The organism is Alloyangia pacifica, assembly GCF_003111685.1.
Taxonomy (GTDB): Bacteria; Pseudomonadota; Alphaproteobacteria; order Rhodobacterales; family Rhodobacteraceae; genus Salipiger; species Salipiger pacificus_A.
This window is the reverse complement of the sequence record NZ_CP022189.1, coordinates 1,613,777-1,632,956: the sequence shown is the minus strand read 5'-3', so window position 1 is coordinate 1,632,956 and position 19,180 is coordinate 1,613,777. Positions and strand designations below refer to the sequence as shown.

The window sequence follows — 19,180 nt, the reverse complement described above, 5'->3', positions numbered from 1 at the left end:
GCAGCGCTTAGGAGGAAAGCCGCATGCAGGTACAACAGATTCTCAAGGACAAGTCCGACGACGGCGTGGTCACCGTCACCCCCGGCAGCAGCGTCGGTGACGCCGCGCAGGTGCTGGCCGAACGCCGGATCGGCGGGGTGGTGATCTCGGAAGACGGGCAAACTCCGCTGGGGATCCTTTCAGAGCGCGACATCGTGCGCGCGCTGGCCGCGCAGGGCGCAAGCGTTCTGTCGCTGACCTGCGAGGATCTGATGACTCGCAAGCTGCAGGTCTGCACCCGCGACGAGGATACCAACGTCGTGCTCGCCCGGATGACCGAGGGCCGGTTCCGCCACATGCCCGTGGTTGAAGATGGCATGCTGGTCGGCATCATTTCGATCGGCGATGTGGTCAAGGCGCAGATCGCCGAACTCGCCATGGAGAAGGACGCCCTGCAGGGCATGATCATGGGGTTCTGAGCGGGGACTGCGCTCGGGAACTGCCGGTTTCGGGGTTGCATTCCGGCACGCAATATCGTTGCGTGCGCCGGACCGCCCCGGCTGGCACTCCTGGAGGACCCTCATGCGCATCGGCCTTTATCCCGGCACCTTTGATCCGATCACGCTGGGCCATATGGACATCATTCGCCGCGCAGCGGCCTTGGTCGACAGGCTGGTGATCGGGGTCGCGATCAACCGCGACAAGGGACCGCTCTTCACCCTCGAAGAGCGCGTGGCGATGATCGAGATGGAATGCGCGGAACTCTCGAAGGAGACGGGGACCGAAATCGTCCCGCATCCTTTCGAGAACCTGCTGATCGATTGCGCCCGCGACGTGGGGGCTCAGATCATCATCCGCGGGCTGCGCGCCGTGGCGGATTTCGAATACGAGTTCCAGATGGTGGGGATGAACCGCGCGCTCGACACCAGTATCGAAACGGTCTTCCTGATGGCCGAGGCCAAGCACCAGGCGATTGCCTCCAAGTTGGTGAAGGAGATCGCGCGGCTTGACGGTGACGTGAGCAAATTCGTCACGCCCACCGTCAACGAAGCGCTGAAGATGCGCTTCGCGAAGGGCTGATCCGGGCGGATCAGCGGCCGTAGACGGCGGCGCGGGCGGTTTCTTCTTCGCGGCCGAGGAGGTCACAGTCGATGCGGGTGCGCATCGGCAGCGACATCAGCGCCTGGTGGGTGCGGCGATAGGCGAAGCGGCGGGCGAAGCTGTCACGGACGGCATTGATGGCTTTGGTCATGGCTCTGTTCCATCTCATCGGGGGCACCTCCATCGGGAAGGCGCTGCGTTTGCGGTTGGCACCGGTTGAAAACTCTGGCGGACGTTTCCGTCTGCGTTGGCGCTAACCTAGGTCTTGCCGCGCTGCAGAACAATTGTCGGTTTCCCACACCCGCCTTGCGCTTTGTGCATGGCGACATGCAGCGCCGCGGAAGGTGCAGGGCAAGCCTTTGTAAAGGATTGCCGATTAACCTTACTCCCAGATGAAAGGGGCGTGCCGCGCCCCGACGCAGCGCTGGAGAAGCCCGGCGCAAGCTGTGCCAGAAGGGAAACAGGCGATGGAAATCCCGCGCGACAGCGCCGGCTATGCCCGGCCCAATTTTCCAAGAAAACCCTCCGCACGGGCCGCGCCCTCGACCGGCTCGGCGGCGGCGGCGCACCGCCCGCTGCCGCCGCCGGTCCCGGTGAGCACGCATGTGTTGCCGCTCTCGATGCTGTCTGAGGTGCGGCCCCGCGGCCGGCCGGCGGGGCTGCTTGCGGAACGTGGATACGGCGCAGCGTTGGGAATCGTCCGGGAATGACGTCCACCGGCGCGTCGGCGCGCCACCGCTGCACAAGCAAAAGGGCGGGGCCCGAAAGCCCCGCCCTGCAGTCTGGGATATTTCTGTCGGCTCCGGGCCGCGCCGCGTGGTCAGATGAGCTTGCCCATCGCCACGGCGGTGTCGGACATGCGGTTCGAGAAGCCCCATTCGTTGTCGTACCACGACAGGATGCGCACCATCGTGCCCTCCATGACCTTGGTCTGGTCGGTGTGGAAGATCGAGCTGTGCGAGTCGTGGTTGAAGTCGATCGAGACGTTCTTCTTATCGGTGTATCCCAGGATACCGCTGAGCTTGCCGTTGGCGGCGACGCGGATCGCGTCGTTGATCTCTTCGACGGTGGTCTCGCGCTCGGCTTCGAACACCAGATCGACAACCGAGACATTGGGCGTCGGCACGCGGATCGCCACGCCGTCGAGCTTGCCGTTGAGCTCGGGCAGGACCAGCCCCACGGCCTTTGCCGCGCCGGTCGAGGTCGGGATCATCGACATGGCCGCGGCGCGCGCGCGGTAGAGATCCTTGTGCATCGTGTCCAGCGTCGGCTGGTCGCCGGTGTAGCTGTGGATCGTGGTCATGAAGCCCTTCTTGATGCCGACGGTGTCGTTCAGCACCTTGGCGACGGGCGACAGGCAGTTGGTGGTGCAGGACGCGTTCGAGACGACGAGGTCATCCTTGGTCAGCGTGTCATCGTTCACCCCGTAGACGATGGTCTTGTCGGCCCCGGCCGAGGGGGCAGAGACCAGCACGCGGCTGGCGCCGTTGGCAAGATGCGCGGCGGCCTTCTCACGGTCGGTGAAGATGCCGGTGCATTCCATCACCACGTCCACATGCGCCCAGGGCAGGTCGGCGGGGTTGCGCTCGGCGCTCACCTTGATCGGGCCGCGGCCAACGTCGATCGTGTCGCCGGAGACGCTGACCGGGTGCGGGAAGCGTCCGTGCACGCTGTCGAACTGCAGCAGATGCGCGTTGGTCTCGACCGGGCCAAGGTCGTTGATCGCCACGACCTCGATGTCGGTGCGGCCGGATTCGATGATTGCGCGCAGCACGTTGCGCCCGATGCGGCCGAAGCCGTTGATCGCTACCTTGACGGTCATGATGTCTCCTCGCTGTCCGAGAGTCTGGGATTGCCCAGAGGTCAACAGGATACGTCAGGCAAGTCAATACTTGGACTGTTAGCGCTCACCGCCAAAACGCCATCCAGTCGAGCAGAATGAAAACCTTCCGGCCCAGGAACAGCAGGTGGCGGCTGTCGAAGAGCGTCACATCCAGCGCAATTGCAAGGATCAGGAGGGCTGCGAGCCAGACGGCGATGCGGTTGGTCATTTTGTCGTGATGCCAGAGACTTGACGCAATGTCATCTGCATTCTTGCGTGGCTGCGGCGGGGGAGTCGGAAGGCTCGGCCCCACTCATCAACTCCTCGATGAAGTGGCTCAGAAGCGCGCCGCGCCCCGACACGCCCGCCTTGCGGTAGATTGCATTGAGGTGCGATTTCACCGTCCCCTCCGCCGATCCGCGCAGCGCGGCGATCTCGGGGATGGTCAGACCCTTGAGCGTGAACATGGCGACGTCGCGTTCCGCGCCGGTCAGTTCCCAGGCCGAAAACTGTGCCTCGACGATCTCGTGGAAGGCGCCGGTGGCCAGCGAGACCTGGCGCGCAAGATGTGCATTGTGACGCAGCAGCCGCATCAGGAAGCGCAACTCGACCCAGATCGCGGCGGCGAGACAGAGCACCATGCTGCCCTCGAGAAACGCCTCGGGGTCGGCCACCGGGTTCCACCCGGCCTCGGAAGCATCGAAGATCACGTCGACCACGAAGAAGGCCGTGCAGATCATCTGCACGGCGATCAACAGGGTGAGGATGATCGGGCGTTCGGAGCTTTGCGGCGTCATACCTCGATCTTTGCGTCATCCGGGACGCATTTGACACCCGTAACCATGGCCTTGGGCAGATTTACCCCGGTGCGGCGGCTTTCCCATAGCACTGCGCCCAGGTGCAGCACCACCGAGACCTCGGCCCAGGTTACCAGCGCTTCATGCAGGGTTTCGACCCAAGCGATTCCCCAATAGGCGTCGGTGGTCATCATCACCCCGGTGGCGATGATGCCGCAGAGGGTGAGCAGCAGGTTGAAGATCATCAGCGCCCCGAGCGGCGTGTGCATGAGATGCACGCGGCGCCGTCCGGTGGCCATGTCGGTGATCTGCCGGATGAGGCCGGCGCGGGTGGGAAAGAAGCTCGAGAAACGGGCCGAACGAGGGCCGGTGAAGCCCCAGATCAGCCGCAGCAGAATCAGCCCTCCGATGGTGTAGCCAACCCAGCGGTGCAGGGAAGATTCGGGGTCGTCGAAGAGTGCGTTGGCGGCAAAGAGGGTCACCAGGCTCCAATGGAAGATCCGCAGAAGCGGGTCCCAGACGAAATGACGTGTCATGCGCTCGGGCATCGGGGCGGTCCTTGAAGGGAAGGGTGGACAGATCAGGCGGCGCGGCCCCGCGCGGTGGCGGGGCCGGGCGGGCGTCAGTCGGTCTTGCTGCGCACGATCTGCAGGGTCTGGTCGAGGTAGAGCTCGACCTTCTGGCCGTCCTTCATGGCATAGACCTCGATCATCCCGTCCTCGCTGTCGATGCGGCGGACCTCGTAGCCCTCGGCGGTGAGCTTCTCGCGCACCTGGGCCTGGGTCTGTTCGGGGATCTCGGGGGAGGCGAAGGCGGTGCCGGCGGTGAGAAGGGCGGCGACGAGGCCGGAGGTCAGAAGGCGGTAGGTCATCTATGGGTCTCCTGTAGGAAAGACGCGGGGCATCCGCGCCTCGAAGACCGATCTGACGCGGCCTTAGCGCCTCCGCCATGCCACTCGGGGGGCAGAAACCGCCCCCTGCAACTTTGGTTCAGATGAGTCTTCCGGTGGGGGACCTCAGGCGGTCCGGCGCCAGACGGCAACCCAGACCAGCGCAAGACCAAAGGAAATCAAGGCGTTCCAGCTGGCCATCGATAGGCCCAAGAGTTGCCAGGCGACCTCGTCGCAGCGCACCAGCGGCGCGTTCATGATCTGGTTCAGAAGATCGTCCGTGGACATGCCGCCAACCGGGCCCGAGGTGCAGGTGGTCGGACCTTCCCACCAGCCGCGCTCGACGCCGGTGTGATAGATGCCGATGCCCGAGGTGGTCAGCGCCGCGAGCGTGCCGAGCAGCGGCAGGATGCGGGCGCGGAAGGCCAGCGCCAGGGCGCCGATCAGCACGGCCGTAGCGTGGGGCCAGCGCTGCAGGATGCACAGGTGGCAGGGCGCCAGCCCGCCGATGTACTGCGAGCCGATCGCGGCGAGCAGCACGGCAGCCGATCCGCCGGCGGCGATCAGGATGAGGAACTTGCGCAGGTCAGTCATGGGCTCAGAGGTATTTCACCAAGAAGAAGCCACCGGCGAGCAGCAGCACGAAAACAGTAAACACCAGGCCGAGCCGCTTTTCGATGAAATCGCGGATCGGCGCGCCAAAGGCCCGCAGCAGCCCCGCGACGATAAAGAATCGGAAGGCCCGGGCGATGATGGCGGTGGTGACGAAGACGCCCAGCGGCATCGCGGTCCAGCCCGACATGATGGTGATCACCTTGAACGGGAAGGGGGTGATTCCGGCGATCAGCACCGCCCAGAAGCCGACGCCGTTGAAGCGGGCGTTGAACGCCTCCATCGAGTCGGCTTTGCCGAGGGTCTCGAGAATCGGCCGGCCGATGCTGTCGAAGAAGAAGTGCCCGATGGCATAGCCGAAGAGCCCGCCGACCACCGAGGCAAGCGTGGCCACCAGCGCGATCAGCCAGGCACGGCGCGGCGCCGCGAGGATCATCGGGATCATCAACACGTCCGGCGGGATCGGGAAGACCGAAGCTTCGATGAAGGAGACTGCCGCCAGGCCCCAGAGCGCCTTGGGGTGATCGGCAAGCGACATCGTCCAGTCGTAGAGGCGGCGCAGCATCGAAGGGCAGGTCTCCGGCGGTTGTTTGTATGGCAGGAAGCACGCGGGGCGGCGGTGTGCAACCCATTGAAGCGGCATTGGCTGTGACAGTTCCGTCAGTGCGGCGTCACAGGTGACGATTGCCGCTTTACGCGGCGCGGCGTGGCGGATAAATCGGGGTCAGTGCCCAAGTGGCGGAATGGTAGACGCAGGGGATTCAAAATCCCCCGGCCGTGAGGTCATGTCGGTTCGAGTCCGACCTTGGGTACCACATCCCGCATCCCGTCGTGTCGAAGATCCGATGCGCAGCCGCAAGGGTAAGCGCGTAGGGGCTGGTTCCGCGACAGAATTTCCTCGTCGCGCCGCGGAGACACCGCGCTGCTGCCGTATTTGTTCCTCATTTCGAAATCAGACCGTCCCGGCACTGACTAGAAAGGTCTATCTGAATGTTAGGTTTGATTTCGGGCTCCGGGTCTGGGGGCTATGCCGGTCTCTTCGGCGGGATCGCCAATGCGATCAACGCGGGGCGGCAGACCGGCGCGGTGTCCAAGGAGGACGGGGCGCAGGCTGTAGAGGCGTCGCGCGAAGCGGAGACAGGGGAAACCGTCGTCGCGGCCGAGGCCAGCCCGGTCAAAAATGCCAGTTCCAAGCCGACGGCGACCGAGAGCGGACAGGCTGCGGCAGCCAATGTCAAAGCTCCCGAGGTCGCGGCACAGGCCGACTCGCGCGCGGTGGATGACGAGCTCGAGACCACGGAGTCGCTCGCAAAGGCGCGCGCGCAGGCGCTCGCCACTCAGGAGAGTTTCATGAAGTCCCTGGTGATCGCCCAGATGGGCGCCGGCGCCGACGAGGACGGACTTGCCCAACGGCTGCGCCGCGGTGCCGAAGGCTACGCCACCACCCGCGCCTCGGAAGCCGGGGAGCGCGCGCCGCAACGCGCCAGCGTCGAGGCCTGAACCGGGCTGCCCCAGGGCGGGCACCCAGACACGCGGCGTGCGGAAGACCCCGTGCGCCGCGTTGTCATTTCGGGCGGTCTGTCCCGCGTCGTTCGTCTCGCGAGCGGGCGGGTTTCCGGGCGGAACGCAGCACCCGTTCGCCGATGCTGTAGGGGCAACGGAGGAAGCAGGTGCGCGGGCCACGGAGCGGCATTCTTGGGGATGTATCCGAAGGTGGATCCAGAGGGCCATGGTGACCAGCGGCGCTGTTGAAACGCGGCTGGACAACCATGGCACTATCCGAAGTAAGTGGCGACTTTCCCGAAGGAAAGTGGCGGAGAGACAGGGATTCGAACCCTGGGACCCCGTGAAGGGTCAACGGTTTTCGAGACCGCCCCGTTCGACCACTCCGGCACCTCTCCGCGGGGGTCGTGGGGGGCCGTTTAACGACAAGCTCGGGGGGGTGCAACAGGGAATTTTGAAGTTTTTTCATCCGGGCGGATTTCTTTTCCGGCGAAGCTCCGCCAGTGGGCTTTTTGCTCACCTTGGAAATGCCGCGGCCGGGCCCTAGGCTTGTCGTCAGCCATATCCGGAGTTGTCCTGTCCCATGTTCTCGCGTCTCGCCGCCTGCGGTTTTGCCGTCATCCTAGCCATGCCCGTTCGCGCGGAACCCGCAGGGGATCTGCTGGACGCGCTCAAGATCGACGAGATCGTCGAACTCATGCGAATTGAGGGGCAGGGCTATGCCGAGGAGATGGCGACGGACCTGCTTCCGGCGGGCGAATCCGAGACATGGCGGCAGTCGGTCGACCGGCTCTACACGCCCAACGCCATGGAGGAAGTGGTGCGCGCGGGATTCCTCGAGAGCTTCGGTGACACCGATCCCGCGACGCTTCTGGCGTATTTCGCCAGCGAAGCCGGGCAGAAGGTCGTGACGCTGGAGATCGAGGCCCGGCGCGCGATGGTCGATCCTGACGTCGAGTCGGCGGCGCGCGAAGCCTGGCGTGAACGGGCAGGGAGCGGCGATACGCGGCTGGACCAACTCGATGAATTCGTCGAGGCCAACGACCTATTAGAGACCAATGTGGTCGGCGCGCTCAACGCCAGCTTCCAGTTTTATCTCGGCCTCGTCGACGGCGGCGGGCTCGAGATGACCGAGCCCGAGATCCTCGAGGAGGTCTGGATGCAGGAAGAGGTCACCCGCGCCGACACGCTCGAATGGCTTTATGGCTATCTCCTGCTGGCCTACCGGCCGCTGAGCGACGCGGAGCTTGACGCTTATATCGATATTTCCGCGACGCCCGAGGGAAAGGCGATGAACCGGGCGTTGTTTGCCGGGTTCAACGCGATGTACAACGAGATCTCCTATGGCCTCGGCCTCGCGGCCGCACAGGAGATGCTGGCGCAGGACCTCTGAGGCGGGGCGGGCCGGGCGGCTCGGGGCAGAAAGCCGGGGTGGACCACCTGCAAAATATGGCGGGAAAACCGCTGTGCGCGGGTTGACACATGGGCAAATTGCCCCGATAAGCCGGGCCTCGTGACGGGGCCATTGCGCGCCCCGCTTTCGATTCTTACATCCATACAGCCCGCAAGGGCGCGCTGTTCGACGGCGGAGCGGACCAACCCGCACCACGAAGTCCCCAAGAAACCGGGGCGCCACAGGACGCGGTAGACAAAGGAAGACGCAGATGTTCGCGGTGATGAAAACCGGCGGCAAGCAATACAAGGTCCAGGCGGGCGACGTGCTCCGCGTGGAGAAGCTGGCTGCAGACGCGGGTGAAACCGTTCAGTTCAACGAAGTCCTGATCCTCGGCGGCGACAGCGTCACCGTGGGTGCTCCGCTCGTGTCCGGTGCTGCCGTTCAGGCGACCGTGATCGACCAGATCAAGGGCGAGAAGGTCATCAAGTTCGTCAAGCGTCGCCGTAAGCACGGCTCGCAGCGTACCCGCGGCCACCGTCAGCAGCTCACCCTGCTGCGCGTGACCGAGATCCTCGCATCCGGCGCCGAAGGCACCGGCGTGAAAGCCGCCGCTGGCGCCGCCTCCGCACCGAAAGCCGCTGCTCCTAAGGCGGCTGCTGCTGCCGCAGGCGACGACCTGACCAAGATCACCGGTGTCGGCCCCGCCGCCGCCAAGAAGCTGAACGAAGCCGGCATCGCCACCTTCGCACAGCTCGCAGCCGTTGACCCCGAGAGCTTCGACGCCGTCAAGGTGAAGCCCGAGTGGGTTGAACAGGCCAAGACCCTGGCCTGATAGACAGTTAAGGAGACCAACCCATGGCACATAAAAAAGCAGGCGGTAGCTCCCGTAACGGCCGCGACTCCGCTGGCCGCCGTCTCGGCGTGAAACTCTACGGTGGCCAGGCGGCCAACCCGGGCAACATCATCATCCGTCAGCGCGGCACCAAGTTCTGGCCGGGCGAGGGCGTGGATATGGGCAAGGATCACACGATCTTTGCCGTGGCCGAAGGCTCGGTCAAATTCCACAAGGGCCTCAAGGGCCGCACCTTCGTATCCGTCCTGCCGGTGGCGGAGGCTGCTGAGTAAGCTGATCCCGGATCGAAAAATTGGAGGGGATCGGCACGGGCCGGTCCCCTTCTCCGTTTCGGGGGGAGACGAAGCGGCCCGCGAGATTTCTCGCACAAGAGGAGTAAGACGATGAGCCTGGCCGAAGACGACCAGCTGACCGCGCAACCGGTCATCGAGACACCCCGTTTCCTGCTGCGGCCGCTGCGCCGCTCGGATGCCGGGCTGATTGCGCATTACACGTCCGAGCTGCGCCTCGCGCGCATGACCACCTCGATTCCGCACCCGCTGCCGCCGGGCGCGACCGAGGCCTTCATCACCCGAGCCACGGAGACCAACAGGGTCGAGGACGTCTGGGCGATGGATGCCTCCGAGCAGGGCGGCGCCGAGGTGATGGGGCTGATTTCGCTCGAGCGCCTGACGGATGGCAACCAGGCCGAGATCGGCTACTGGGTCGCGCCGCCGTTCTGGAACACCGGCCACGCGTCCGAGGCGGTGCGTGCCATGGTGCAGGCCAATCCCTTCGGCAGCGCGACGATGTTCGCCTCGGTCTTCCAGGACAACGCCGCCTCGGCCCGGGTGCTGACCAACTGCGGTTTCGAGTACATCGGTGATGCCGAGGCGTTTTCGGTGGCGCGCAATTCGGCCGTGCCCACCTGGACCTATCTGCGCCGGATGGACTGAACGTAGGCCTCGGCCCGCGCAGCCCCGCGACAAAGTGATCCCGCCCGGCCGACGAATTCCGTTGGCCGGGCGTTGTCTTGCCGCCTATAAGCAAGGCATGATCACCGAATTCGGACATTTCGCGCTCATCCTCGCCTTCCTCGTCGCCTGCGTGCAGGCGGTGGTGCCGATGATCGGGGCGCAGAAGCGCTGGCCCGGCTGGATGGCCGTCGCCGAGCCCGCCGCAACCGCCCAGTTCCTGCTCGTCGCGCTGTCTTTTGGCGCGCTGATGCACGCCTTCATTGTTGCCGACTTCTCGCTGCGGCTGGTGGTGCTGAACTCGCATTCCGCCAAGCCCTTGCTCTACAAGATCAGCGGCGTCTGGGGGAACCACGAGGGCTCGATGCTGCTCTGGGTGCTGATCCTGGCGCTCTTCGGGGCGATGGCGGCCTGGTTCGGCGGCAACCTGCCGCCGACGCTGCGGGCGCGCGTGCTGGCGGTGCAGGCCTCGGTCGCGGTGGCCTTCTTCGCCTTCATCCTCTTTACCTCCAACCCCTTCCTGCGCCTCGCGGTGCCGCCCTTTGACGGGCAGGACCTCAACCCGCTGCTGCAGGACCCGGGGCTCGCGTTCCACCCACCGTTCCTTTATCTCGGCTATGTGGGCCTCTCGATCTGCTTCAGCTTCGCCGTCGCGGCGCTGATCGAGGGACGGGTCGACGCCGCCTGGGGTCGCTGGGTCCGCCCCTGGACGCTGCTGAGCTGGGTGTTCCTGACCATCGGCATCGCGCTCGGTTCCTGGTGGGCCTATTACGAGCTTGGCTGGGGCGGTTTCTGGTTCTGGGATCCGGTCGAGAACGCCTCGTTCATGCCCTGGCTGCTGGCAGCCGCGCTGCTGCATTCTGCCATCGTCGTGGAAAAGCGCGAGGCGCTGAAGAGCTGGACAATCCTGCTCGCGATCCTCGCCTTCGGCTTCTCGCTGATCGGCACCTTCATCGTGCGCTCCGGCGTGCTGACCTCGGTGCATGCCTTTGCCTCGGATCCGCAGCGCGGGGTCTTCATCCTCGGCATCCTCGTCTTCTTCACCGGCGGCGCGCTGACGCTTTACGCGGCCCGCGCGGGCGTGATGCAGGCCAAGGGGGTCTTTGGCCTCGTCAGCCGCGAGTCGGCACTCGTGGTGAACAATATCCTGCTTGCCGTGGCGTGTTTCGTGGTCTTTACCGGCACGCTCTGGCCGCTGGTCGCCGAGATGCTCTTTGGCCGCAAGCTCTCGGTCGGGGCGCCCTTCTTCAACATGGCCTTCACCCCCTTCATGGTGCTGCTGGGGCTGGTGCTGCCGATCGGCGGCCTGCTGAGCTGGAAGCGCGGCAAGCTGGGCCGCGCGGTGCAGCAGCTGGTGCCGGCGCTGGTGCTGGCGGTGGCGCTTGCCGGGCTGGTCTGGGCGATGCAGAGCGGGCGCAGCCTGATGGGGCCGGTGGGGGTCTTCCTCGGCACCTGGCTGGTGGCGGGGTCGATCACCGATCTTCTCAGCCGCATCGGCCAGAGCCGCGACTGGCGCCGCCTCGCGCGGCTGCCGCGCGCCGACTGGGGCAAGGCCGTGGCCCATGCGGGCCTCGGCGTGACCATGCTGGGCATTGCTGGGCTGATGGCCTGGCAAGAGGAAGACATCCGGGTTGCGCAGGTGGGGGAGCCCTTCGCTGTGGGCGCCTACGAGTTGGACCTTCTTGGTGTCAGCCGCGTGCAAGGGCCGAACTATGTCTCGGACATGGGCGAGGTCTCGCTGCGCAGGAACGGCGCCGAGATCGCGCATCTCTACCCGGAGAAGCGCAGCTACCCGGTTGCTGGGATGCCGACCACAGAGGCGGCGATCGACAACGGCTTCCTGCGTGACGTCTACGTGGTGCTCGGTGATGCGCAGGCGGGCGGCGGCTGGACGATGCGGGTCTACGTCAAACCGCTCGCCAACTGGATCTGGGGCGGGGCGCTGCTCATGGCGATCGGCGGGGCGCTCAGCCTTTCGGACCGACGTTTCCGCGTCGCCGCCGGAGCGCGCAAGTCCGCTTCGGCGCAGGGGGTTCCGGCCGAATGACCGTGCTGAAACCCTTCCGCGCGCTGCTTCTGTTGGCGCTTCTGGCGCTGCCGCTGGTGCAGACGGCGGTGGTGCATGCCGTGCAGCCTGACGAGATGCTCTCGGACCCCACACTCGAGGCGCGGGCGCGTGAGCTCTCAAAGCACCTGCGCTGCCTTGTCTGTCAGAACGAGAACATCGACGATTCCAACGCCGCGCTCGCCCGCGACCTGCGCCTGCTGGTGCGCGAGCGGCTTGTGGCGGGCGACACCGACGACGAGGCGGTCGCTTACCTGGTCGACCGCTATGGCGAGTTCGTCCTGCTGCAGCCCACGACGCGCGGCTGGAACTGGCTGCTCTGGGCCGCCGGGCCGATCCTCTTCGTGATCGCGCTGATCCTTGCAGGGGCCTACCTGCGCGGCCGCTCGCGTGCCGAGGCCAGCACCGAGGCCGGGCTCAGCCCCGAGGAAGAGGCCCGGCTGAAGCGCATTCTGGACGAACACCCCTCCTCCTGACAGGACTGCCGGCAGGGTCGGGAGGATCCGAGGGGTGACGCCCAGAAACGCACCAGCATCCCCGCTTTCCATAGGCGACCTTTCGGGATTCGCCCGACGGCTGCGTGCCGGGCTCGAGACCCTGCCGTCGCACCAGAAGATACTCGGGTTGATTGCCCGGGCAGCGGGGTATCGCAATTAACCGCACCTGCGCGCGCAGACCACGACGGCCCCGCGTGCTGACCCGTAGCGCGTCTCATGGGTTCCGCGCCTTCCGCGACGCGGCTCAGATCCGCCGGACAATGGTCGAGAACCGCATGCTTGAGCGTACGCGCCACGAGGCTGTCTACACCCGCATCGAGGCCCGCCCGAGCGCGGACGCGCTGGCGCTGATCGCGGCGCTCTGGCAGGTCTGAGACGGCTATGGCCAAGGGGTCTTGCACCCCGGGCGTGCGCGGGGGAGAGTTTCCCTGCGCGGCCGCGCCAATCCGGAGGATCCCATGCACTATGACACCATCCGTTACGAAATCGCCGACGACGTGGCGCTGATCACCCTGGCTCGGCCCGAGGTGATGAACGCGCTCTCGGCGCCGATGCGGGCCGAGCTGACCCATGCCATCCAAGCGGGTGGCAAGGACGCGCGGGTGGTGGTGCTGACCGGCGACGGCCGGTCCTTTTGCTCGGGGCAGGATCTGGGGGACCGCGAGAGCGCGGCGAACATCGATCTCGAGCGGGTGCTGCGCGACGAATACATGCCGATGCTGAGCGCGCTGGTGGACTGCCCGCGCCCGACCATCGCCGCGGTGAACGGCGCGGCAGCGGGCGCCGGGGCCAACCTCGCGCTGGCGGCCGACGTGGTAATCGCCGCCGAAAGTGCCTTCTTCATGCAGGCATTCACCCGCATCGGACTGATGCCTGACGCGGGAGGCACGTGGATGTTGCCGCGGCAGATGGGCATCGCCAAGGCCATGGGCGCTGCGCTCTTTGCCGACCGCATCAGCGCCGCGCAGGCCGAACGCTGGGGGATGATCTGGGAGGCGGTGCCGGACGCCGAGTTCGAGGCGATCTGGAAGGCCCGCGCCGCGCATCTGGCGCAGGGCCCCTCCGAGGCCTATGCCCGCATCAAGCGCGCGATCCGGGGGACCTTCGAGAAGGATTTCGACGGCCAGCTGCTGCTTGAAGCGCAGTTGCAGGGGGAATGCGGCATGACGCGGGACTTCAAGGAGGGCGTGGTGGCCTTCCACGAAAAGCGCCCCGCGAAGTTCGAAGGGCGCTGAGCGCCTAGCCTGCGGTCAGCGTCGACCGCCAGCACGGCGCATCCACCCGCAGCGGTCCCGCAGGAATATCCCAACGCGGGGGGTGGCCATCCAGTGTCGCCGGGAACCGCAGCCGCCGCGCCGCGCCCCAGCCGGTTGCCTCGACCTGCGTGGATCGATCGGCCTCGGTGACCTCGATGGGCGCGCCGGTGACGTCGCGGATCCCGCCCGAGACCAGCAGGGCGCCCGTGCGTGCCAGCGACAGCCGGGCCGAGAATATCTGTCCGCTCGCCTGCCGGCGACGCAGCGCGCGCAGCACCGCCGCGGCCATGAGATAGCCGGTGGCATGGTCGAGCGCCTGCACCGGCAGCGGCACCGGGCGCGCGGCCTGCCTGCGGCGCATGCCCTCGTCGGCGATGCCGCAGCTCATCTGCACGAGGCTGTCGAAGCCCCGCCGCCCGGCCCAGGGGCCGGTCCAGCCATAGGCGCAAAGGCTCACCTCAATCTGCCCGGGAACCAGCTTGCGCCCGCCGTAGCCCAGCCTCTCCAGCGCGCCCGGGCGGTAGCCGTGGACGAGCACGTCGGCCTGTCTCAGCAGGTCCTCGAAGGTCGCGCGGTCTGCGCTCTGGGTCAGGTCGAGTCCGGCACGGCGCTTGCCCAAGGTGACTTCCGGCTCGACGCCTGGCTCGTTCCACCAGGGCGGGTCGATGCGCAGCACTTCGGCGCCGTAGCCGGCAAGGAAGCGCGTCGCCACCGGCCCAGCGAGCACGCGGGTCAGGTCGAGCACCCGCAGACCCTGCATCGAGACGGGGGCCGCGCGGCTTCCGGTCTCGCGCCAGTCGATCAGCGGCTCGGCGGCCACCGCCTCGCCCTGCGGATGTGCGGCCCACTCGTCCAGAGCATGCATCGCCGCCGCGGCGCCCCCGGCCGCCACAACGGCGGCTTCGAGCGCGGATTTCTCCCATCTCGAAACGGTTTCGGTGACCTGTGCGCGCTCGGCGGCGCAGCCGAGCACCGAGAGCGCTGCGTCACGATGGTGCGGCGCGTTGGTGTGCAGCCGGATCCAGCCATCCTGCGCCGCGTAATCTCCGGCGATCGGGTCCCAGGCCGCGGGCAACTCCCATCCGACGGGGCGCAACGTCCGATCGAACCACATCGAGGCGAGGCACCGGTCGAGTGTCGCCCTTCGAGCGCCGGTCAGCGCAGCCATCTCCCGCGTCGCCGCTTTCAGCGATGCGGTGGCCAGTTCCGAGACCTGAAAGCAGGAGGGCAGCTCGGCGTTTCCATGCTCGTCTACCTCGGGGCCGGGCGGCAGATCCGTGCCGAGTGCCAGGGAAATCTGTGGATCGAAAGGGGATGTCATCACGGCCTCCTAGTCTTGTCTGCCCCCATCAAGCGCGCGGATTGACCGGTTGTAAATCTTGATCAATATAATCAATATGAATGTCATGGATTGGATCGACGCCAGCGCGGCCTGCGCCCTGCTCGGGGTGAAGCCCCAGACACTTTACGCCTATGTCAGCCGCGGCCAGCTGCGGGCCGAGGCGGATTCGCAGGATGCGCGGCGCAGCCTCTACTTCCGTCCCGACGTCGAGGCTCTGCTGCGCCAGAACCGCCGCCCGCGCGCGCGCTCCGAAGTTGCCGAACAGGCGATCCGCTGGGGCGATCCGGTGTTGGTGACCGCTATCTCCGAGGTTCGGGACGGCATGCTGTGGCTGCGTGGGCGTTCGGTCGAGGCCTGCGCCGAGACCATGACCCCCGAGCAAATGGCCGCCCATCTTTGCGGTTTCGATCGGCTGGATTTGCCCGACGTGCCATGGTCCGGCGAAGGCGGCACGCCAGTCGGACGGGCCATGCAGGCGCTCGCGGGCGCGGTCGGCGGGGCGGTTCCGATCGCTGACCTCGGCGCAAGCGAACGGGCGGCAGAGGCAGGTCGGCTGATCTCGCTGGTGATCAACGCGCTGCTGGGGCAGGCTGGAGGCGGCGCGTTGCAAGCGCGTTTCGCTGGAGCCTGGGGGCTGGATCGAGGCGGCGAGGACGAGATACGTCGGGCGCTGGTGCTGCTGAGCGATCACGAGCTGAACCCCTCGACCTTCGCGGTGCGGATCGCGGCCTCGACCGGGGCGAGCCTGCCGGCGGCGTTGCTTTGCGGAGTGGCGACGCTGAGCGGGCCACGCCACGGCGGTGCCTCAGCGCTTGCGCGCGCCGCATTGGAGGCCGCGCTGCAGGGCGACTTAGAGGCATTTTTGTCAGCGCGGACGGGCCAGTCTCCCTATGGCTTCGGCCATGGCCACCCGCTCTATCCCGACGGCGATCCCCGGGCGCGGCTGTTGCTCGAGCGACTGCCCCATGACCATCCGGTGCGCCAGGCGCAGCGCGAGCTTGCCCGGACGCTCGGGCTGGCACCGAACGTCGACACCGGGCTGGCGGCGCTGGAGCTGGGTTGGGGCCTGCCGCGAGACGCGGGCTTCACGATCTTTGCGGCGGGGCGGCTTGCGGGCTGGATCGCCCATGCGCTCGAGCAGGCCAGCAGCGGCGCGCCGATCCGGCCCAGGGCGCGTTACGCGGCAGAATAATTCCCTGCCGAGAAGCAAAAGGCCCCGCCAGAGCGGGGCCTTTGGTCTCAATGAAATCCGGATCAGCGGTTTTCGATGTCCGTGTAGTCGCGCTGCGCGGAGCCAAGGTACAGCTGGCGCGGACGGCCGATCTTGTGCTGCGGATCGGCGAGCTGCTCTTTCCACTGCGAAACCCAGCCGACGGTGCGCGACAGCGCGAAGATCGGGGTAAACATCGAGGTCGGGAAGCCCATCGCCTCGAGGATGATGCCCGAGTAGAAGTCGACGTTCGGGAACAGCTTCTTGTCGATGAAATACGGATCTTCCAGCGCCTGCTTCTCGAGCTCTTTGGCCACCTGCAGGATCGGGTTGTTCTCGACGCCGAGCAGGTCGAGCACCTCGTCTGCGGATTGCTTCATCACCGTCGCGCGCGGGTCGCGGTTCTTGTAGACGCGGTGACCGAAGCCCATCAGACGGAACGGATCGTTCTTGTCCTTGGCGCGGGCGATGAACTCGGGGATGCGGTCGACCGAGCCGATCTCTTTCAGCATCTCGAGGCAGGCCTGGTTGGCGCCGCCGTGGGCCGGGCCCCAAAGGCAGGCGATGCCGGCCGCGATGCAGGCAAACGGGTTCGCGCCCGAGGAAGAGGCGAGACGCACGGTCGAGGTCGAGGCGTTCTGCTCGTGGTCGGCGTGCAGGGTGAAGATCCGGTCCATGGCGCGGGCGAGGATCGGGTTCACCTCGTATTTCTCGGCCGGAACCGAGAAGCACATGTGCAGGAAGTTCGCCGCGTAATCGAGATCGTTGCGCGGGTACACGAAGGGCTGGCCGATCGAGTACTTGTAGGCCATCGCCGCGATGGTCGGCATCTTGGCGATCAGGCGGTGCGAGGCGATCTCGCGCTGGCGCGGGTCCGAGATGTCGGTGCTGTCGTGATAGAAGGCCGACATGGCGCCGACCACACCCACCATGGTTGCCATGGGATGCGCGTCGCGGCGGAAACCGCGGAAGAAGTTGTGCATCTGCTCATGGATCATCGTGTGACGGGTGATCGTGTTCTCGAAGTCCTCGAGCTCAGCCGCGGTCGGCAGTTCGCCGTACATCAGCAGGTAGCACACTTCGAGGTAATGCGACTTCGACGCGAGCTGGTCGATCGGATACCCGCGGTGCAGCAGCACGCCTTCGTCGCCGTCGATGAAGGTGATGGTGCTGTCGCAGCTGGCGGTGGAGGTGAAGCCCGGGTCGTAGGTGAACACCCCGGCCTGGCCATAGAGCTTGCGGATGTCGACCACGTCCGGGCCCACGGTGGGCGAATAGATCGGCAGGTCGTAGCTTTGCTCGCCGATGGTCAGTGTCGCGCTTTTCGCTGTGTCAGCCATGCTTGCTTGTCCCTTCATCTGGATAAGGCCAGGCGCGTCGGGCGCGCCCGGTCGGTATTGTCACACATGGCCCGTGGCGGGGTCGGAGAGGCCGGTTTGCCAGACCGTCACGCCGCCTCGGAAGCCGCTGCCTGTTCGAGCCGGAGGAGCGTTTCCTCGCGGCCGAGTACCAGCATCATGTCGAACACGCTCGGGGTGACGGAGCGGCCTGCAAGCGCCGCGCGAAGCGGCCCGGCCAGCTTTCCGAATTTCGTGTTCTGTTCCTCGGCGAAGCGCGCCGTTACCCCCTCGAGCTCTTCTCGCGACCAGCTAGCACTTTGCAACTGCGGCGTCAACGAGACCAGTATACCACGGGATACTGGATCGAGGTTCTTGGCCGCTTTCTCATCCGGGACGATCGGGGTTTCCGTCAGGATGAAGTGAGCCTTTTCAAGAAGTTCCGGGAAAGTCTTGGCGCGGTCCTTGAGGCAGTACATACCCCGCGTCATCCCGGATTTTTGTGCCTCGGTGAAGGCGGGCAGACCCGCCGCATCCAGATATGCCTCGATTTCATGCAGCAGCGCGGCATCGTCTCCGACCGCGATGTGCTGGCCGCAGATGTTTTCCAGTTTCTTGAAATCAAGCCGCGCGGGCGATTTCCCGATTCCCGACAGGTCGAACCATTCTTGTGCCTGAGTATCGGTGAAGAATTCGTCATCGCCGTGACTCCAGCCGAGCCGCGCGAGATAGTTGCGCATTCCGGCGGCCGGGTAGCCGAGCTTCTGGTACTCGTCCACGCCGAGCGCGCCATGACGCTTCGAGAGCTTCTTGCCGTCCGGTCCGTGGATCAGCGGGATGTGTGCATAGACCGGCAGCGGCCAGCCCATGGCGGTGTAGATGCCCATCTGTCGCGCCGCGTTGTTGAGGTGGTCGTCGCCGCGGATGACATGTGTGACGCCCATGTCGTGGTCATCAACCACCACCGCGAGCATGTAGACCGGCGTGCCGTCCGAGCGCAGCAGGATCATGTCGTCGAGCTGGTCGTTGCGGATCCGCACGGTGCCCTGCACCTGGTCCTCGATCACCGTCTCGCCCTCTTCGGGAGTGCGCAGGCGGATCACGTAGGGTCCATCGGGGTGGCTCGCCGGGTCGGCGTCGCGCCAAGGGCTGCGGAACAGGGTCGAGCTCCCGGCCTCGCGGGCGGCCTCGCGGAAGGTCTCGATTTCTTCCTGGGTCGAGAAGCACTTGTAGGCCGCGCCCTTGGCGAGCAATTCGTGCGCCACCTCGGCGTGGCGCGGCGCGCGCTCGAACTGGCTGATCACCTCGCCGTCATGGTCGAGCCCGAGCCAGTCGAGTCCCTTGAGGATCGCGGCGGTCGCCTCCGGGGTCGAGCGCGCGCGGTCGGTATCCTCGATGCGCAGCAGGAACTTTCCGCCGCGGCCACGGGCGTAGAGCCAGTTGAACAGCGCCGTGCGGGCACCGCCGATGTGGAGGTAGCCGGTCGGAGAAGGGGCGAAACGGGTAACGACTGCCTGGGGGCTCGGAGAGGGGCTCGTCATGGGAATTAACCTCGCGGTAACCGTGGT

The 19,180-nt window shown here is 66.3% G+C and carries 23 protein-coding genes and 2 tRNA genes; 13 read left to right on the top strand and 12 right to left on the bottom strand.

The annotated features are described in order from the left end of the window. Nucleotides 1-23 precede the first annotated feature (23 nt). Entirely contained in the window at nucleotides 24-458 is a 435-nt protein-coding gene (locus CEW88_RS07820) for a CBS domain-containing protein (protein ID WP_108965686.1), read from the top strand. A 103-nt stretch (nucleotides 459-561) separates the two neighbouring features. Next, a complete protein-coding gene (gene coaD / locus CEW88_RS07815) occupies nucleotides 562-1,059 on the top strand; it encodes a pantetheine-phosphate adenylyltransferase (protein ID WP_108965684.1) in 498 nt (165 codons plus the stop codon). A 10-nt stretch (nucleotides 1,060-1,069) separates the two neighbouring features. Here coaD and CEW88_RS07810 read toward each other — a convergent pair whose 3' ends face one another. The 8 genes from CEW88_RS07810 to CEW88_RS07775 all read right to left on the bottom strand — a co-directional run bounded on the left by CEW88_RS07810 (nucleotide 1,070) and on the right by CEW88_RS07775 (nucleotide 5,765). Next, entirely contained in the window at nucleotides 1,070-1,231 is a 162-nt protein-coding gene (locus tag CEW88_RS07810) for a glyceraldehyde-3-phosphate dehydrogenase (RefSeq protein WP_108965682.1), read from the bottom strand. 669 nt (nucleotides 1,232-1,900) lie between these two features. Continuing rightward, nucleotides 1,901-2,902, bottom strand: a complete 1,002-nt coding sequence (gene gap, locus CEW88_RS07800; protein ID WP_108965679.1) for a type I glyceraldehyde-3-phosphate dehydrogenase — start codon at nucleotides 2,900-2,902, stop codon at nucleotides 1,901-1,903. An 85-nt stretch (nucleotides 2,903-2,987) separates the two neighbouring features. Beyond that, on the bottom strand, nucleotides 2,988-3,131 hold the full coding sequence (locus tag CEW88_RS24725; RefSeq protein WP_193989021.1) for a hypothetical protein: 144 nt from the start codon (nucleotides 3,129-3,131) through the stop codon (nucleotides 2,988-2,990). A 31-nt stretch (nucleotides 3,132-3,162) separates the two neighbouring features. Beyond that, nucleotides 3,163-3,699, bottom strand: a complete 537-nt coding sequence (locus CEW88_RS07795; protein ID WP_108965677.1) for a helix-turn-helix transcriptional regulator — start codon at nucleotides 3,697-3,699, stop codon at nucleotides 3,163-3,165. Then, the gene (locus CEW88_RS07790; RefSeq protein WP_368074591.1) at nucleotides 3,696-4,247 is read right to left on the bottom strand and encodes a cytochrome b/b6 domain-containing protein; all 552 of its coding nucleotides are present in this window, start codon (nucleotides 4,245-4,247) and stop codon (nucleotides 3,696-3,698) included. The genes CEW88_RS07795 and CEW88_RS07790 overlap by 4 nt, the downstream gene beginning before the upstream one ends. Before the next feature lie 74 nt (nucleotides 4,248-4,321). Beyond that, the gene (locus CEW88_RS07785) at nucleotides 4,322-4,570 is read right to left on the bottom strand and encodes a PepSY domain-containing protein (RefSeq protein WP_108965674.1); all 249 of its coding nucleotides are present in this window, start codon (nucleotides 4,568-4,570) and stop codon (nucleotides 4,322-4,324) included. Between the two features lie 144 nt (nucleotides 4,571-4,714). Further along, nucleotides 4,715-5,182 (bottom strand): disulfide bond formation protein B, encoded by a 468-nt coding sequence (locus tag CEW88_RS07780; protein WP_108965672.1) that lies wholly within the window; start codon nucleotides 5,180-5,182, stop codon nucleotides 4,715-4,717. Between the two features lie 4 nt (nucleotides 5,183-5,186). Beyond that, entirely contained in the window at nucleotides 5,187-5,765 is a 579-nt protein-coding gene (locus tag CEW88_RS07775; protein ID WP_108965670.1) for a YqaA family protein, read from the bottom strand. 164 nt (nucleotides 5,766-5,929) lie between these two features. On the opposite strand from CEW88_RS07775, the gene CEW88_RS07770 reads away from it, so the two are divergent. After that, nucleotides 5,930-6,015 (top strand) — tRNA-Leu (locus tag CEW88_RS07770). Between the two features lie 175 nt (nucleotides 6,016-6,190). Beyond that, nucleotides 6,191-6,700 (top strand): hypothetical protein, encoded by a 510-nt coding sequence (locus CEW88_RS07765; RefSeq protein ID WP_159099573.1) that lies wholly within the window; start codon nucleotides 6,191-6,193, stop codon nucleotides 6,698-6,700. 311 nt (nucleotides 6,701-7,011) lie between these two features. On the opposite strand, the gene CEW88_RS07760 is transcribed toward CEW88_RS07765, so the two are convergent. Further along, nucleotides 7,012-7,101 (bottom strand) — tRNA-Ser (locus tag CEW88_RS07760). Nucleotides 7,102-7,286: 185 nt separating this feature from the next. Between CEW88_RS07760 and CEW88_RS07755 the strand changes: the two genes are divergently transcribed. From CEW88_RS07755 to CEW88_RS07720, 8 genes are all read left to right on the top strand, one after another. Then, complete coding sequence (locus CEW88_RS07755; protein WP_108965667.1) at nucleotides 7,287-8,096, top strand: DUF2059 domain-containing protein; 810 nt, start codon at nucleotides 7,287-7,289, stop codon at nucleotides 8,094-8,096. A 271-nt stretch (nucleotides 8,097-8,367) separates the two neighbouring features. After that, a complete protein-coding gene (rplU, locus tag CEW88_RS07750; RefSeq protein ID WP_095883877.1) occupies nucleotides 8,368-8,931 on the top strand; it encodes a 50S ribosomal protein L21 in 564 nt (187 codons plus the stop codon). Nucleotides 8,932-8,954: 23 nt separating this feature from the next. After that, nucleotides 8,955-9,224, top strand: coding sequence for a 50S ribosomal protein L27 (rpmA, locus tag CEW88_RS07745; protein ID WP_108965665.1), 270 nt, complete (start codon nucleotides 8,955-8,957; stop codon nucleotides 9,222-9,224). 111 nt (nucleotides 9,225-9,335) lie between these two features. Beyond that, nucleotides 9,336-9,887: a GNAT family N-acetyltransferase gene (locus CEW88_RS07740; RefSeq protein ID WP_108965663.1), complete on the top strand. Its 552-nt coding sequence runs from the start codon at nucleotides 9,336-9,338 to the stop codon at nucleotides 9,885-9,887. A 97-nt stretch (nucleotides 9,888-9,984) separates the two neighbouring features. Further along, entirely contained in the window at nucleotides 9,985-11,952 is a 1,968-nt protein-coding gene (locus CEW88_RS07735) for a heme lyase CcmF/NrfE family subunit (RefSeq protein ID WP_108965661.1), read from the top strand. Next, on the top strand, nucleotides 11,949-12,446 hold the full coding sequence (locus CEW88_RS07730; RefSeq protein WP_108965659.1) for a cytochrome c-type biogenesis protein: 498 nt from the start codon (nucleotides 11,949-11,951) through the stop codon (nucleotides 12,444-12,446). The genes CEW88_RS07735 and CEW88_RS07730 overlap by 4 nt, the downstream gene beginning before the upstream one ends. 215 nt (nucleotides 12,447-12,661) lie before the next feature. Next, a complete protein-coding gene (locus CEW88_RS07725; RefSeq protein ID WP_159099572.1) occupies nucleotides 12,662-12,841 on the top strand; it encodes a DUF2087 domain-containing protein in 180 nt (59 codons plus the stop codon). Nucleotides 12,842-12,925: 84 nt separating this feature from the next. Continuing rightward, nucleotides 12,926-13,702, top strand: coding sequence for an enoyl-CoA hydratase-related protein (locus CEW88_RS07720; protein WP_108965655.1), 777 nt, complete (start codon nucleotides 12,926-12,928; stop codon nucleotides 13,700-13,702). Between the two features lie 4 nt (nucleotides 13,703-13,706). On the opposite strand, the gene CEW88_RS07715 is transcribed toward CEW88_RS07720, so the two are convergent. Next, nucleotides 13,707-15,044, bottom strand: a complete 1,338-nt coding sequence (locus CEW88_RS07715; RefSeq protein WP_108965653.1) for a CoA transferase — start codon at nucleotides 15,042-15,044, stop codon at nucleotides 13,707-13,709. Between the two features lie 85 nt (nucleotides 15,045-15,129). On the opposite strand from CEW88_RS07715, the gene CEW88_RS07710 reads away from it, so the two are divergent. Continuing rightward, entirely contained in the window at nucleotides 15,130-16,257 is a 1,128-nt protein-coding gene (locus tag CEW88_RS07710; protein WP_108965651.1) for a citrate synthase family protein, read from the top strand. A gap of 62 nt (nucleotides 16,258-16,319) precedes the next feature. Here CEW88_RS07710 and gltA read toward each other — a convergent pair whose 3' ends face one another. Together gltA and gltX are read right to left on the bottom strand one after the other, a co-directional pair. Continuing rightward, the gene (gene gltA / locus CEW88_RS07705) at nucleotides 16,320-17,615 is read right to left on the bottom strand and encodes a citrate synthase (RefSeq protein ID WP_108965649.1); all 1,296 of its coding nucleotides are present in this window, start codon (nucleotides 17,613-17,615) and stop codon (nucleotides 16,320-16,322) included. A 107-nt stretch (nucleotides 17,616-17,722) separates the two neighbouring features. Further along, nucleotides 17,723-19,153 carry a glutamate--tRNA ligase gene (gene gltX / locus CEW88_RS07700; RefSeq protein ID WP_108965647.1) on the bottom strand — a complete coding sequence of 477 codons (1,431 nt, stop codon included), beginning with the start codon at nucleotides 19,151-19,153 and terminating at the stop codon, nucleotides 17,723-17,725. Between the last annotated feature and the right edge of the window lie 27 nt (nucleotides 19,154-19,180).